The 15,647-nt window shown below is 70.7% G+C and carries 8 protein-coding genes; 1 reads left to right on the top strand and 7 read right to left on the bottom strand.

Annotation, left to right across the window (positions count from 1 at the left end):
* Positions 1 to 32: 32 nt before the first annotated feature.
* The 7 genes from ABH920_RS08075 to ABH920_RS08105 all read right to left on the bottom strand — a co-directional run bounded on the left by ABH920_RS08075 (position 33) and on the right by ABH920_RS08105 (position 14,087).
* Positions 33 to 1,907, bottom strand: coding sequence for a beta-galactosidase (locus tag ABH920_RS08075; protein ID WP_370348235.1), 1,875 nt, complete (start codon positions 1,905 to 1,907; stop codon positions 33 to 35).
* Between the two features lie 406 nt (positions 1,908 to 2,313).
* The gene (locus tag ABH920_RS08080) at positions 2,314 to 4,356 is read right to left on the bottom strand and encodes a sigma-70 family RNA polymerase sigma factor (RefSeq protein ID WP_370348236.1); all 2,043 of its coding nucleotides are present in this window, start codon (positions 4,354 to 4,356) and stop codon (positions 2,314 to 2,316) included.
* A 153-nt stretch (positions 4,357 to 4,509) separates the two neighbouring features.
* A complete protein-coding gene (locus ABH920_RS08085; RefSeq protein WP_370348237.1) occupies positions 4,510 to 5,304 on the bottom strand; it encodes a hypothetical protein in 795 nt (264 codons plus the stop codon).
* Positions 5,305 to 5,423: 119 nt separating this feature from the next.
* Complete coding sequence (locus ABH920_RS08090) at positions 5,424 to 6,854, bottom strand: cellulase family glycosylhydrolase (RefSeq protein ID WP_370348238.1); 1,431 nt, start codon at positions 6,852 to 6,854, stop codon at positions 5,424 to 5,426.
* 250 nt (positions 6,855 to 7,104) lie between these two features.
* Positions 7,105 to 7,737, bottom strand: a complete 633-nt coding sequence (locus tag ABH920_RS08095; protein ID WP_370348239.1) for a TetR/AcrR family transcriptional regulator — start codon at positions 7,735 to 7,737, stop codon at positions 7,105 to 7,107.
* A 51-nt stretch (positions 7,738 to 7,788) separates the two neighbouring features.
* Entirely contained in the window at positions 7,789 to 10,692 is a 2,904-nt protein-coding gene (locus ABH920_RS08100) for a hypothetical protein (RefSeq protein WP_370348240.1), read from the bottom strand.
* An 11-nt stretch (positions 10,693 to 10,703) separates the two neighbouring features.
* Positions 10,704 to 14,087, bottom strand: coding sequence for an FtsX-like permease family protein (locus ABH920_RS08105; RefSeq protein WP_370348241.1), 3,384 nt, complete (start codon positions 14,085 to 14,087; stop codon positions 10,704 to 10,706).
* A gap of 269 nt (positions 14,088 to 14,356) precedes the next feature.
* On the opposite strand from ABH920_RS08105, the gene ABH920_RS08110 reads away from it, so the two are divergent.
* Entirely contained in the window at positions 14,357 to 15,637 is a 1,281-nt protein-coding gene (locus ABH920_RS08110; protein WP_370348242.1) for a penicillin-binding transpeptidase domain-containing protein, read from the top strand.
* Positions 15,638 to 15,647 lie beyond the last annotated feature (10 nt).

A 15,647-nucleotide genomic window follows, 5' to 3' on the forward strand; every position in this document is an offset into this window, starting at 1 on the left:
CCGAATCCTTCGGTCAGAAAGAAACACGGTGATCAGCATCCTGACGGAGTAGGAGTTCCCGACGGCACGCCGCCGGCCACCATCGACCACTTGGTCAACGAAGCCGCGGCAAGACTGGCCGAGGCGCACACGCCACCGGAGACCGCTTTCTGCGGAATCGTGGCGCCGCTCGCGTTGACGAGGTGGTAGCTACCGGAGACCAGGCCGAGCCCGGCCGGGTTCACGGTGATCACGTTGTTGTACGCGGTCCCCGAGGTGATGTCGGCGATCGTCAGCTGCGCGCTGGTCTTCGCGGCCGCGACGGCCGGGACGATCTGCACGATGCCGCTGTTCGCGAGCTTCGCGTACGCCGGGGCGTACTGTGCCAGCTGCGAACCGGCCGTCAGCAGGTTTCCGCCGCCGTTCTTGTACGCGGTCAGGTTCGCGTCCACGCCGTTCATCGGCAGGACTGCCTTGTACTGCGAGAGCTTGACGACCGCGGTGTTGACCTCTTCGCTGGTGACCACGCTGAAGCCGGCCTGGTAGCCGTCCCAGAGGGCTGCGATGGTGTTCTCCGGCGCGCCGAGGTTGGGGCCGGAGGCGTTGCCATAGGCCGCGGAGGCGTCGATGTACACGGCCACCGGCTGCTGCGGGTACGCCCCGGACAGGCTTTTGATGTTCGCCAGCCAGTTGGTGTAGATCGGGAAGGCGACGACGTCCTTCTGCGTGCCGTCGTGGATGAAGAAGTCCGTCCCTCCGCCGTTCGGGAGCATCATGCCGTAGTTCCCGATCCACTTCACCGCCTGCGCCGCGAGCTGCGTGCTGTCACTCGGCGCGGTCCACTCCGTGGCGACGTTCACGCCGTAGGCCCGGCCCATGCTCGCGAACAGCAGGTCGATCCCCGAGGACTCCGAACAGTCCTGGATGACGGTGATGTTGTACCTCTTCGCCAGCGAGAACAGGACTTCGGGCACGTTCTCGAACGTCGCCCAGTTCCCGATGTGGCCGCCGGAGTAGTAGTACAGCGGCGTCGAAGCACTGACTCCGCGCACGTCGGCGGCCAGCTGCCCGTAGATCTGCTGCACAGTCCACAGCCGGAACAGCTGGTAGACGTTGGCGAGCGCCTGCCCCGGCGTGGCCGCCGGCACCTGCGAGAACGAAGAGTACGAGGTCTTGTTCGCGCTGTTGAAGGCGCTGATGCTGCTGTACTTCTGCGGCAGGTACACGTTGTGGAACTCGGCGATGTCGGCCGGGGCCCAGCCGTCGACCGCGCCGCTGACCGAGCTCCCCCAGACCGCGTCGAGCCGGCCGTAGTCCAGGATGCTGCCGCCGTAGCCCGCCTCACCCGCGACGTGCTTGACCGTGTTGGTGACGTAGGTGAGGTAGGCCGGCTCGTCGGTGGGGTCCCACCAAGCCGGGGTGGTGCTCGCCGCGCCGGTGTTGGTGACCTCGTGGCTGGTGGCCCAGGCGGCGGGGCTGCCCTTCCAGCCGGAGTACCAGAATATGAGCACCAGACGGACGCCGGCGGCCGAGGCGTTGGAGATCTCCTGGTCCAGCTCGCTGTAGGTGAACGTGCCGTTCGACGGCTCGACAGCGTTCCAGGACATGTCGATCTCGGCGGAGGTCAGGCCGTCGGCCTTGAGCGCGGCGAAGCTGGACTGCGACCACGGCGTGCCGTTGTTGTCCCACTTCAGCTGCGTGGACCAGAACGGAGTGGCCGACGCGGCCGCCTTAGCGACGGGCGCCGCGGGATTGCCGGGCTCGGCGGGCTTGGCCGCGGCCGGCGCCGCACTAGACGTCCTCGCCGAGGTGGTGGCCTCGGCCGTCACCAACGGCGCGGTGACCAGCGCGACGACCGCGAGCACGGCGCCGACGACGGCCACCGGAAGCGGTATCGGCAATCGCTTCGTACTTTTCTTGAACTTCATCGCATTCCCTGTCTCAGGGCAGGCTGAGGCGTGCCACCACAGGGCACTCTCAGCCTGGTGGGGGGCGAGTGAAAAGGTGTCTCATGAGTTTTAGCGCACGCTCACATGTGCGTCGAGTGTTTCCGGAAATTAATCTTCAATCATTCGGCAAAGGATGATTCAAGAAACTCGATGATCATCGAACCCTTGCCGCAGCTTCCACGGCACTCACCAGCAACTATGTTCATCAGGGCACGACAAAGCCACCAAACGCTTGCGAGCCATTGCGCAATCTTGCGTTTGATCCGTTGAACACATTCCGAACGCCGGATGCATGGAAACTTACCTGACGCGGACCCCTTAATACACGACTAACGATGCGCCAAAGTAATTCACCGCACTAAACGATGACAGAAATGCGATCAGCTCATCGCGGGTACTGGCCGAACACCTGATGCAGGATGTCCATGTAGACCCCGTGCCCGCTGGCGCTGGCCCAGGCGGTGGCCGACTCGGCGGCGGTGCCCTCGCCCCACTCGTTGTAGGAGATGATCAGCTGGAACGGGTCTCCGGAGCGGGCGACCGTGGTCACGTCCTGTTGGAACCGTGCGGGATCGCGCGCAACGGCCGGGGTCTGCGTGTCGTACTTCCAGAACCCAGGTGAGGTCACGGCCGAGTAGCCGTTCTGAACGTCGAGGTCGTCCACATACTGGTGCCAGCCCTGAGGCTGGTCGGCGCACTGACGGTAGCCGCCGAAGACCTTGAGGACCACGTAGTAGTGCGCGGTGGCGTTCGCCTGAGCCCAGCGCGTGGCCATGCCGCAGCCGTCCGAGCCGTCGGCGTAGACGAAGATGACCGGCAGGCCGTTGATGTGCAGCCACGCCTTCTGGTCAGAGTACTTGCGCAGATAGATCAGGTCGGCGGCGATCTGGGCGGACGAGGGGTCGCCGTAGGCCTCCTGCTCGTAGTACGCCGACCAGGAGAAGCCGAGCTTCGCCGCCTCGGCCATCAACAGCGGCGTCCGCTTGTCCTCGCGGCGTCCCTGGCCCCACCACGAGATGATCCCGGCCTGGAGCCCGCCGTACTGCATGTCCCGGATCTGCCGGTCCACGGTCGACACCTGGTCCACGCTGTAGTCGCCGGCGGACGGGGTGTAGTGGCTGCCGTTGTTGGCGAAGTTCTCGGGATACCAGGGGTAGTAGAAGGCCGCGCGCACCGGGAGCGCGGTGTTGACGATCGTCGAGGAAGGCGAGGGGGAGGACGGGACCGAGCTCGGCTGCGTCGGCTTCGGCGTCGTGGGGTGTGGGGACGAGGGCGGGTTAGCGGCGGACGTCGCCGGTGCGGACGAACCCGGTGTCGTCGGAGCCGTGGCGGTAGTGGTGGTGGTCGTGCCGAGGCTGTCGGCGGCTCGCGCCGGGGAGGCGGTCGCGTACCGGATGCCCGCTCCCCCGGCCACGACGGCGAGCGCCACGAATCCCGCGACGGTCGCCTTGCCCGCGGCGGACAGGGATGCCCAGTGCACGATGCCATGACTGCGCCCGGCCGCCTGACGCACGGTGCGACCCGCGGCACGATTCGCGGCACGATTCGCGCTACCGCTCCCGGCACGATTCCCGGCACGACTCGCGACGCGCCGACCGAGAGCGGAGGCGGCTCCGGAGCCCACACCCTTCATCGTCAGCGCCGTCACCGTGACCCGCAGTCCGACGGCGACCGGCACCAACGCCAAGCCCGCCAACAGGAACTCGGCGGGAACCAGGTCCTGCTGGAGCACGCCGCAGGTCGGGCACTCGCGCACGTGTCGGGCGATGCGCTTGCGCCACAACCCCTCGGGCCGACCGTCCCAGCGCGCGCAGACCCCGGCCAGCTCCGGGCAGCGCGGCGTGGCGGCCAGCGCACGCACCACCGAGCGCGCCGTCTCCAGCCGTGCCTTGGTCCGGTGCACGAGGACGGCGGCCTTCGAAGCGCTGACGTCCATCGCGGCCGCCAGTTCGGCCCGCGTCAGATGGCCGGCGGTCTCCAGCCACCACAGCGAGAGCAGCTGCCGGTCTTCGGCGTCCAGCCACCGCGTGGCCTGCGCCGTTTCCAGCCGCTGCGCGGCGAGACCGAGCGCGGCGATGGTCAGGTCTACGAAGTCGGCCCCCGGATCGGCCAGCGCCTCGGCCTCGTACTGTGCGGCGTCCGGCGCCGACCGCCGGCGGCTGTCGTGGCGGCGCACCTCGCGCATCGCGATGGCCACCAGCCAGGAGCGGAAGGCCTCGGGATCGCGCAGCTGCGGCAGGTCGCGCACGGCTTGGAACATGACCTCCTGGACCACGTCGTCCACCTCGACGGAGCGCCGCAGTGCCCGTCCGACGACGTTGTAGACCAGCGGCAGATACGCGCCGATCAGCGCGTCCAGGGCCGGTCCGTCGCCGGAGCGGGCTGCTTCGACCGTCCTCGCGTCCGGCGCCCGGTTCGCTTCCGTCATGCTCGCTTCCTCCGCTGCCGCTGGCTTGGTGTCGTGCTGTCATAGAAGGGAGGGCCGCGGCGCGCCCGAGCATTGCACAAACTTCGGGACCGACTTCGATCGGTCTGTGAGGCGGTTGGCGTTCACCCGCGAGGAAGCATGTCGCGGATGGGGTCAGTTGGCGCCGATCACCTGGAAGTCCGAGTCCTCGAAGATGTGGTGGATGTTGGTGCCGATGTCGTGGACCTCGTAGTCCCCGTCCGGCAGCTGGACGACCCGGTCGACGATGCCGCCGGGGTACTTCTGCAGCGCGGTCTGCACGGCCTGGTTCGCCGTGCCGGCGCCGACGATCGTGCCCTGGCCTTCGGTGTAGTCCGACGGGATCGTGCCGTACGACTGCGAGGTGTTCTGTTGGCCCTGGTGCACGGCGGCGACGTCGGTCGATGCCGTTGTGTAGGGGCTGTTCGCGGGCTCGACGGTGACTTGGGTGGCGGTGATGGTGGTGCTGTTCACGGTGCCGAGAACGAGGACCGCCTCGCCCGGTGTGAGCGCGCCGGCCGTCGTCGTGGTCGGTGTTCCGCCGGCGGCGTCGTCGTATGTGGTCGACGAGTTCTCGTCGATGGTGATGGACTCGCCCACGGTCGTCTTCACGGTGAACCCGGTGCCGGTCACGCCGCTGATCGTGCCGGAGGTGCCGCCGGGCTCGTTGGTGCTGCGCGCGTTGGACCCCTGTCCGCCGCCACCGGCGCCCGCTTGCGAGGTGGGCGAACCGGTGGCGCCGGACGAGGCGGTAGACGAGGCGGTGGACGTGCCGCCCGGCGAGCCGGAGGCGGTGGCCAGGCCCACGCCGAGCCCGGTCACCGCCAGTACGGCGAGTCCCGCGACAAGGGCGACTTTGCGTCTACGGTTCGAGGTAGCGCCTTCTCCGCGTTGGTCCTGGTCGCGGTCGGAGTTGAAATCGGTTGCCATGAGTCACACTCCCCATTGCGTCTTTTATATAGACGCTGCCTCCGATTGCTCCGCCTTGGATCAAATTTCAGTGTGAATCACATGAGAACAGACACAGGCCGGACAGCTGCCGCACGCACTCAGCCGGCCGCGGCCTGGATCGCGTTGACGATGTTCGGCCGTTGCCACTGAGCCGTGTTGCGGTTCATCAGCCCGAACTGGTCGTCACCGGTGCCGGTGTAGCCGTTGTCCCAGACCACGACCTTCTGGCCGTGCTGAGCGGCGTAGGAGGCGATGTGGGACTCGTAGGCGGCTACCTGGTCGGAGTTGTCGCCGCCGTTGTAGGGCTTCACAGTGGCGCCGAATTCGGTCCAGATCACCGGGATGCCCTTGCTGGTGAACAGGTTGTAGCCGTTGTCCACGTCGCCGTCGGGCAGGTAGTCCATCGAGCCGTCCCAGGTCAGGTAGTTCGGGGCGGTGGTGGAGCAGAAGGACCAGGGGTTGTACGTGTGCAGCGACACCGCGATGTTCGCGCCGGCCGGTACCGCGAGGTTGTCCGCGCCGGTCTGGGCGTTGGCGCCGTAGGGGACCACGATCAGCCAGCGGGTGGCGTCGTTGCCGCCGACCGCTCGGACCGTGTTGACGAAGTCCTGGTTCAGGGTGTTGATCGGCCCCCAGTTGTCCGACGTGCCGCCGCCGTAGCGGTTGCCGCCGTTGGCGTCCTGGGGCTCGTTCATCGCCTCGAACAGCAGGTGGTCGCCCTCGCCGTTGAAGTAGCCCGCGATCTGGCGCCAGAGCGCGATGAACTCCGGTTCGGTGGTGGCCATGCCCGCGGTGCTCGGGACCAGCCAGTTCCCGCCGCCGCCGTCGTGGTGGATGTTGACGTCGACGTACATGTTGTCGCTGATCGCCCAGTCCACGACCTGCTTGAGGCGGGCCAGGAAGTTCGGGTCGACGGTGTAGTTCGGGGCGCCGCTGGTCAAATGCGGGTACCAGGTCACGGGGATGCGCAGGTAGTTGAACTTGGTCGAGATCAGGTCGATCATCGGCTTGGTCGTCGCCGGGTTGCCCCAGCAGGTCTCGTCGCAGCTGGTGTCGAAGGAGTTGCCGAGGTTCCAGCCGGCGTGGATCTGCGACCAGAAGCCGCCGCCACCGCCACCACCGGTGCCGTTCACCGTCCATTTCTGGTTCGCCCCGCCGGTGCAGTCCCAGATCTGGAGGTAGGAGCCGTTCGCGGCGCCGTTCGCGTCGAGACAGCGGCCCGAGTTGGCGTTCGTGACGGTGCCGTTGGAGTTGACGGTCCACCGCTGAGCGCCGGTGCCGTTGCAGTCGTAGAGCTGGACGCGGGTGCCGTTCGCGGTGCCGGCGCCGGTCACGTCGAGGCAGCGGCTGGAGTTCGGGTTCAGGATCGACCCGTCCGACCGCGCCTGCCACTGCTGCGCGCCGGTGCCGTTGCAGTCGTAGAGCTGGACCACGGTGCCGTTCGCTGTACCGGCGCCCTGCGCGTCGACGCATCGGCCACTCTGCTGGCCGACGATCGTGCCGGATGCCGACGCCGCTGTCTTTGCCATGGCCGCCGTCGATGCCGAGGCGGTGTTCCACGAAGCCGCCGTCAAGCTCACGGTGGCTACCGCGACCGCGGCGAGCGCCGTGCGCAACCGGCTTCGACGGCGAGGACTGGGACGCATGGCGGAGGATCGCATCATTGCTCGTCTCCCGAGGCTGAATGCCTTCTACCTACTACCTATCAGGTACTAGGTAGTGATTGGTGTGGAAGGTAGTCGAGAGCCGACACTGCGGCAAGGGGTATAAGGAAGCTGATCAGAGCCGACCGAAGAGCGCCTCGGCGGCGGCTTCCCACTCCTGGACCAAATCGATGGTCCCGGGGTCGCGGAGCCATTGCAGCTGCACGCCGTCCATCATGGACACGATCTGGCGCGCGAGCAGTTCCGGCCGGTCCGTCAGCTCCTTGGCGAGCGCGGCGAACGAGGAGACCACCCGCGCCTGGCGCGCGGCGAAGTAGTCGTGGGCCGGATGGCCCGGGTTCAGCGACTCGACCGCCAGCACCGCGAACAGCCGCACGATCTCGGGCTGCCCGGCGTTCCGGCGCATCGTCGCCGCACACAACCGACGCAGATCGACGCCTTCGGGGCCGCCGTCGGACCACTCGTCGGGCACGTGCTCCTCGTCGACGCCGAGGTGCACGCGCAGCGCCTTGGCGTCCTCGCGGTCGCGGTGCTCCAGGACCGCGACGAGCAGCCCGACCTTGGACCCCACGTAGTGCAGAAGGCCCGGGACGGTCAGCCCGCACCGATCGGCGACGTCCTGCATGGACAGGCCCCAGAAGCCGCAGTCGGCGATCAGCTCGCAGGTCGCCTCCATGATCTGCTGCCGACGCTGGGCCGCCGGCAGCCGAGACCGGGTCCGCCGGGGTCTCGCCGCCGCCTCAGCCACGTTCAACACGCCCCTTCGGTGCCCGCCCGATCACCTCCACACTACCTCCCGCTACGCCTCCGATCGCAGCGCACTGACAACCGTCAGCGGCCTGCGCAGCGCCGCCTCCGCGAACACCGCCAACAGCGCCACGCCCGGAACCGCGATCGTGGCTGCCGCCACCACCGCCACGTTCGTGTGCACCGCGAGGTGCGCCGAGTTCAGACCGGCCAGTGCGGACAGGTCGACGGAGCCGGCCAGCAGCGGCACTGTCGCCAGCCCGGTTGCCAGGCCGCCGGCCGTCACCACCAGCAGCACCGGCAACGCCTCCAGGACCGCGATGCGCCGAAGCCGCGGGCGGCCGAAGCCCATCGTGGCCAGGAACGCCGCCGCGCGGCGGCGCGCCGCCGAACCCGCCGCCAGAGTCAGCAGCACTGCCAGTGCGCACAGCAGCGCTTCCAACACCGTCTCCCCCGCGTAGACGCGCTCGGTGAGGCGGTCCAGGTCGTTGGTGCCCGCCGCGTCCGCGGGCCCGGCCTCCACCGTGACCTGGTCGTTGGGCTCCGAGAACAGGCCCGGCCCGCTCAGTGCCGCCAGAGCCTGCGGGCGGCCGGACACCCATACGTCGCTGCGAGCCGGCGCGGAGCCTATCTGTGCCTGGAGAATCTTGTAGTCCACCACCAGCACCGCCTCGCCCTTGGGCGCGATGCCCGGCGGGAACGCCGGGGAGTTGGTGACGATGGTGACCGGCATGCCCGCGTATTGCACGGTGCCCTGGACCGCGCCGTCGGTTCCCGGGGCGACGCCGGAGGTCAGCAGGGCCGGCAGTGGCGGGTGCGCCGGGTTGCTCTGGCTGTAGTCGGTGGCCGGGCGGCTCGCGGAGGCCTGTTCGAGGGCTGTCAGGGCCCGGTGCAGGCCCGGGGTGTCCAGCGGGGTGCCCTTGATGACGGTGAGGTAGTCGGCGACATCCAGGCCGACCAGGGTGACCGGCTGGCCGCCACTGCTGTCGCCGCTGCCCCCCGCCGCTCCGGCCGCGAACGACGCGCCGCCGTCCAGGGACCCGCCGGCCGCGGCGCTGATGCCGGGCATGGCGCGGATCCGGCCCAGGTCGGTGTCGGTGATGCGGGAGCTGCCGAAGCCGGCGAACGGGTCGGTCACGTGCGCGCCGGCGCCGACCGACGACCACTGGTCGACGTCGCGGGCCACCGACAGCGAACGGGTGAAGGTGGCGCCGAACACCGAGCCGGCCAGCGTCGCCAGGATCACCACGGCGGCCAGCGGGCCGATCACCGCGTTGCGGCGGGCCGAGGACGTCGCCACGAAGCCGGTCGCGCCGCGTCCCGATCCCAGTGCCGCCGCCAACGTGATCGGCACCAGCGGGGCCAGCCGCAGCAGCACCACCCCCGCGGCCAGTGCCACGGTCACCGGCAGGGTGGCCACGACCGGGTCGATGCCGCTGGTCGCCGAACCCAGGCCGCGCGATCGCAGCGTCATGATCTGCGCGGCCAGCAGCGCCAGCACGATCAGCTCAAGGCCGACCCGCGCCACCGCGTCCGTCCGGCCGCCGAGCCGGCGCGCGACGAAGCCCGCCGAGCCGGTGCTGCCGCGCAGCGCGGCGGCGGCCTGGCCGGCGCCGAGCACGAACGTCCCGGCCACCACCGCCACGGCCAGCAGCACGCTGCCGATGTCGAAGGTCGCGTAGCCCGCGGCACATGCCGCTGCCAAAGCCGCCGCCACAGCCGCGGTAGTCGCGGCGGCGACCTGGTAGCCGACGCCGCGCGAGAGTTGCGGAAGCGAGGCTCCGCGAGCCCGGGCCACGACCAGATCAGCGTGCTGCCGGTGAATCAGCAGTCGGATAGCCAACGCCAGCACGCCGATGGCGACGGCTGCCAGCGTCGCCAGTCCGAGTGACATGACGACCATGGAGGCGCCGGCGCGGCTCAGGTAGCCGGACAGGATCGGCGGCAGCGGTGTGCTGACTCCCGGTGCCTTGAGGATGTCGACGCTGAAGTTCGGGTCCTGCGGGTCGGTGATGCGCGGCGAGGCGGGCAGGTCGGCGCCGCTCTTGACCCGGTTCAGATCGGTGACGATCCCGGCCGCGTTCCCGGTGCTGATCGCATCCTGCTTCAGCGGGAAGCCCCAGCTCAGCGTCATGCCGGTGCGGACGCCCGCGGCCTGGGCGCCGGCGTCGTCCAGCAGCAGGTCCGAGCGCCAGAACGTCTGCTGTTCGTTCCCGACCATCGTCGTGTCGACCTGGGGTGTCGCCAGGGCGTTGGCCACGTCGGTGTCCGGATCCGTCCACCACGGGTCGGCCGGGTTGGTGGGCGCGAAGACTCCGGCGATCGTCACCTTGATCTGCGAGCTCCACAGGTCGGCGGCCAGGACCAGCTGGTCACCGACGCCGACGTGGAGTTTCTGGGCCGCGGCCTGGGAGATCCAACCCCACACCGTCGGTGCTTGGTCCGAGCCGTCGACCGGTGCGTCGGCCGGTCCCGCGGGCCGGGCGTCCTGGGGCGTCGGCGGGGCTTGGCCGGCGACCGTGCGCAGCTTGCCGTCGGAACCGTAGGGCGGCCGCAGCCCGAACTTGGGCGGCAGGTCCAGGGTGGTGAGCGTGGCGGCGGTGTGGGTGCCGGTGGTCGTGCTGCCGGGTCCGGGGCTGACGGCGACCATCGTCGCGGCGCCGAGCACCGCGTGCAGGCTCGCCGGCAGTGCCTGGCCCGCCCAGGCGTCGGCCTCGCCCAGGGCCTGATCGCTGGCGACCATCCGGGATTGCGCGTTCAGCTGCGCGGTCTCGGTGACACCGATCCGGATCTGGCCCCCGGCCGAGGCCAGCGCCCCGTGCAGGGCCCGGGTGCGGTGGACGTCCAGATAGCCGGGGACGGCGAACACCGCCGCCCCGGTCACCGCCACCAGCAGCGCGACCAGCAGCAGGGTGGTGCGGTGCGCCGCGGCGCCGCGGCGCGCGATGACGTTCACCCTCAACATCGTCAGTCCTCCCCGAGGCGCAGCATGGAACCGACGGCGTTGCGCCGGCTGGACGACAGGACCGTTGCCACACCGAGGCCGAGCGCGGCGACCGCGACGGCGGCGAGTTCGGCCATCGGCACCCACGGATCGGTGATCACCACCGGGGGAACCGCGGGCGATCCGTCGCGGGTGACCATGACCGCCGGGATCAGCAGGTGTGCGAGCAGCTCGCCGATCGCACAGCCGGCGACCACCCCGACTCCTACGAGGAATGCCAACTCCACGGAGGACGCGACCGCGATCTGGCGGCGGGTCGCGCCCAGAGCGCGGACCACGGCGTTCTGGCTGGCGCGCTCGCGCTGCGCCCCGATCAGGTGGACCAGGAAGTCGATGAGCGCGAACGCCGCGGCGGCCGCCGCGGCCAGCAGGTACGCCGAGCGGACCCCGTTCTGCGCCGGATCCGTGGTCAGGGTTCTGACAGTGTCGGCCGAGGCCACCACGTTCGCCGGGGTGTCCAGGGCCTGGAGGGCGGCGGCGGTGGCGGCGCCTTGGCCCGGCGCGGTCCGGACCCACCATTCCAGCGTCGAGTCGGGCACCTGGCTGCCGGTGGCCAGTTCGGTCTGGGCGTTCCAGCGGCCGAGGTCGACCATGATCGCCGGGACGCCGTGGTCGACCCCGGGCATGGCCGCGATCTCGCCGACGATGTGGCCGGTGATGCTCTGCGTCCCCACGGTGATCTTCGTGGCGTCGCCGACGTGCTGGCCGGTGGCCTTCAAGAACGCGGCCGAGGCGACGACCGGCACCGGCGGCAGGTTGTCGACCTGGTGCGGGGTCAGCACCGCGGGGATCGTGCCGTAGCCGACGACCACGTTCGTGTCAGCACCCTGCGCACTGATCGTCGACAGGCTCGTGCCGAGGTTCAGGAACGCGCCGCCGCTGCTCACCGTGGAGCCGATGACGCTCTGCTCGGCCGTGGCCAGGGAGGTCCACGTCCCGGCGGCCGGGGCCGGGATCGGCGCGCCGACCTGGCCGTCGGCGCCGATCGGCCGGGCCGATTCGACGGCGAGCTGGAAGCGGGAGTCCATGGTGCCGCCGGTGGGCTGCGCCGTCCCCGGTCCGCCTTGCAGTTCCTGGACGGCCTGCGGCGCCATCGGCGCTGAGACGTCCAGGCTCATCGCGGTCAGGGCCAGCGGCCAGGCCGGCGTGCCGGCCGAACCGGTTCCCGTTCCGGTTCCGGCGCCCGAGACCGAGCCCGAGCCGAAGTCGAACGGGATCGTCAGATCGTGCTCCCGACCGTCGACCGGCACCGCGACCGAGGCCTGCGCCTGCTGGCCGAGCCGGCCGGCGACCGACACGGTCAGAGTCGCCGTCGGCGTGTCCGCCAGGTAGCCGGCCGGCCAGATCATCGTGCTCAGCCCCGGCATCGTGGCCTTGACCCGCAGCGCCAGGCCGGTCGGCCGGCCGGGGATCGGCAGCGTGCGGGCCGCGGGCTGGCTGCCCAGATCGGCCGCGAGGGCGGCCGCGCCGCCGGGATACAGGTCCGGCCGCAGGTTCACGGTCCCGGCGACCTTGTCCGACTGGACCGCCAGCACCGTGACCGAGGTGTCGCTGGTGCCGGCGGTGTCCACGTCCCGGCTCACCAGCATCGCGCTGTCCCCGGCCGGGAGCTGGCCGCCGACCCCGGAGACCAGGATCCCGGGCTGCTCGTAGCCGGAGGCCCGCAGGTCCGAACCGACGGCGAACGTGCCCTGATCCGTCTGCGCGCGCCGCCAGGACGCGGAGTAGGACGTGCTGAGCACGGCCATCGCGACGCCGACGACGAGCAGCAGGGCCGGGGTGCCGATGCGGCCGCCGCGGCCGGCGCGCCAGGCGCCGAGTTCGAAGGAGAACCGGCGGCCGCGGCGGGCCGCGGTCTGCCCGAGCCAGCCGAACAGCGGCACGATGCGCACCGCGATCAGTGCGGCGGCGGCCAGGGCGAAGGCCGGCGCGGTGACCAGGACCAGGTTGATGCCGGTGCCGGAGCCGTCGGCCGACGGGGTGCCGGCGGCGCCGTAGCGGCGCAGCTGGCTGTAGCCGAGCAGGCCGAGTGCCACGCATCCGAGTTCCAGAACGCCGCGACGCAGTGTGGCGCCTGCGATGCGGCGGTTGCGGGAGCGGAGGACGTCGGTGTTGGTGCCGCGGACGGCGGTGAGGACGAGGGTCGCGGTGCACAGCGCGGCGGTGACCACCGAGGCGGTCCAGGTCGCGGCCTGTGATCCGGCCGCCGAGGTGCCGCTGAACAGGTGCGGGACGGCCGCCTGGGCGATGAAGGGAGCCAGGACGGCCGCCGGGACGGTGAACACCAGCGCTTCCAGCAGGGCTTGGAAAGCGAGGGTGGGGGCGCCGGCGCCTCGGGCGCGCATCAGGACGGTGGTGCCGGCGCGGTACTCGACCAGCAGGCTCGCCGACATGACCAGGGCGCACAGGGCGAGCAGCGCGAGCATCACGGTGGGGATCAGGGCGCTGGAGGCGACCACGGCCAGGGAGTGTCGCAGCTCGCTGATCTGAGCCGGCGCGCCCAGGGACGCCTCGGTCGCGCTGCCCAGGCGGGTGTCTTGTTTCAGGGTGCTGACCAGCGCGGTGAGCTGGTCGGAGAACCGCTGGATGCGGGCCTCGCCGATGCCGGCGGGGTCGGGGGAGATCTGGGCTCGCAGGGTCGACAGGGCCACCGGTGCCGTGGCGCGGTCGAACTCCGCGGCGTCCATCGCGAACGGCCCGTACTGCAGGAACCCGCTGGAGGCGCGCTGCGGGCGGCTGACCCCGGCGCCGCCGAGCGGGTCGAGCTGCCAGTAGTGGTCGGAGGCGTCGATCGGCTGGTAGATCCCGACGACGGCGATCCGGACCGCGGTGCCGCTGATCCGGTTCACGACCGTCACCTGTCCGCCGACGGCCAGTTTCAGCTCGTCGGCGGCGGTACGCGGGATCGCGACCTGGATCGGACCGGCCGCAGCGCCCTTCGCGGGCCAGGCGCCGGCCAGCAGTTTGGCCTCCTGGTCCAGCCGGTCCACGGCCCAGAACGTCATCAGCGGCGGATCGCCGGTGGCGGTCTTGCCGGGCAGCGCGTAGGACGTCGACACCTGCGCCACGGTGACGGTGGGATGCGGCAGCGCGCTGGTGTCCTCGGCCAGCGCCGCCAGGGCCGCGGAGCGCTGCGCCGGATCGGGGCGGCTGTCGAGCTGCGCGGTGAGCTGCCCGGACGCGCGCCACGACGTCAGCGCCTGCTGCGCCGCGGTGTCGCCGGCGGCGGAGACGAACCGGGCCAGCATCGCCAGCAGCGTCGTGGTGATGACGATGAGCGCGACCACGGCGCTCATCGTCGGCAGCTGTCGCCGGAGCCGGCTGAGAACCAGCCTGTGCGTCGGCATCGCACCCCCTCGCGCGGAACCCCTGATGCCGGTCGGCGACCGGCCCTTGAGAGCTAGACGTTTTGGCGTGCTCGGCGCGTTGCGGTTCGAGGCGGATCTTTATCGGGTGGTGGCCGGCGCACCAGCCCACCAGCTCAGTCACGATCGGATCACGGATTCCGATCGGTGCGACCCAGGCCGGGGGCACGGGCGTCGAAGGGTGTGACAGTGATGGTCACGATGATCGTCAAGACGATCGCCACGATCGGCACCACGGGGGAAGGCGGGCCATGTCGGCTCTTTCGAAACGCACCGTCATCATCGCCACGGCCGTCGTCGTGGCCGCCGGAGGCGGAACGGCGGTGGCGCTGAGCCGGAGCGGCTCGGACGGAACCCCCAAGACCAACGCCGCGGCCGACGCCACGCGGACGGTCACGACCACCCCCGCGCCGCCGACCACCTCGGCCGCCCCGTCGGCGACCGACTCGGCGACGTCCACGGCCACGCCCGGGATGTCCGGGTCGCCGACGCCCACTGCGGCGACCCCGACGTCCGGCGCGTCCGGCGCGTCCGGGGACCCCGGCGCCTTCGCCGACGACGGCACCACGCCGCTGACCCAGTTCCCGAGCCTCGTGAAGTTCAGCCAGGCCCTGGCCGGCTCCTCCCACGTCGTCACCACGATCGACCCGAAGTACCAGAGCGCCGCCGCGAGCGCCGTCTCGGCGAAGCCGCTGTCGGCGATGGTCGTCCTGCAGGCCGACACCGGCAAGATCCTGGCCATGGCCAGCAACGGCCCGGCCGACCTCGCCTACCACGCGGCGCGCGCCCCGGGCTCGACGTTCAAGGTCGTCACGGCCGAGGCCCTGCTGCGCGGCGGGTTGACGCCGAGCTCGCCGGCGCCGTGTCCGGAGAAGGACAAGAACTACCCGATCACCAATGACGAGACCAGCACCGTCAACCTCCAGGCGACGCTTCGCTGGGGCTTCGTGCACTCCTGCAACACCTCCTTCACCGGCCTGTTCGACCAGGCCGCCAACACCCCGGTGTCGCAGGAGTCGACGACCTACTTCGGGCTGAACCAGCCGTGGGACCTGGGTCTGGGGGCGACGCTCTACGGCGTGGACGGCGGCGCCACGGCCAACGTCCCGCAGGCGAAGGGGCAGGACTTCGCGGCCGAGCTGTTCGGCCAGGGCGCGATCACCATGGCGCCGCTGAACATGGCGTCGGTGGCCGCGACGGTCGACGCCGGGCAGTTCCACCAGCCGTTCCTGGTACCCGGCACCACGGCCACCGCGCACGCGCAGCCGCTGAACGGGACCGTCGACGCCGACTTGAAGAGCATGATGCGCGAGGCCGTGACGGAGGGGACGGCGAGCGGCTCGTTCGGGTCCGTGTCCCCGCCGGTCAGCGCGAAGACCGGGACGGCGCAGGCCAACGGCGGGGAGGACAGCTGGATGATCGCCTTCCAGGGCGACGTCGCGGTGGCGTGCCTCGTCGAGGACGGCGGATACGGTGACAAGGCGGCCGGACCGGAGATCGCCGCGATGCTGAACGCGGCGAACGGACGCTAGAAGCCTGGGA

The sequence above is a fragment of the Catenulispora sp. EB89 genome, from assembly GCF_041261445.1.
GTDB lineage: Bacteria > Actinomycetota > Actinomycetes > Streptomycetales > Catenulisporaceae > Catenulispora.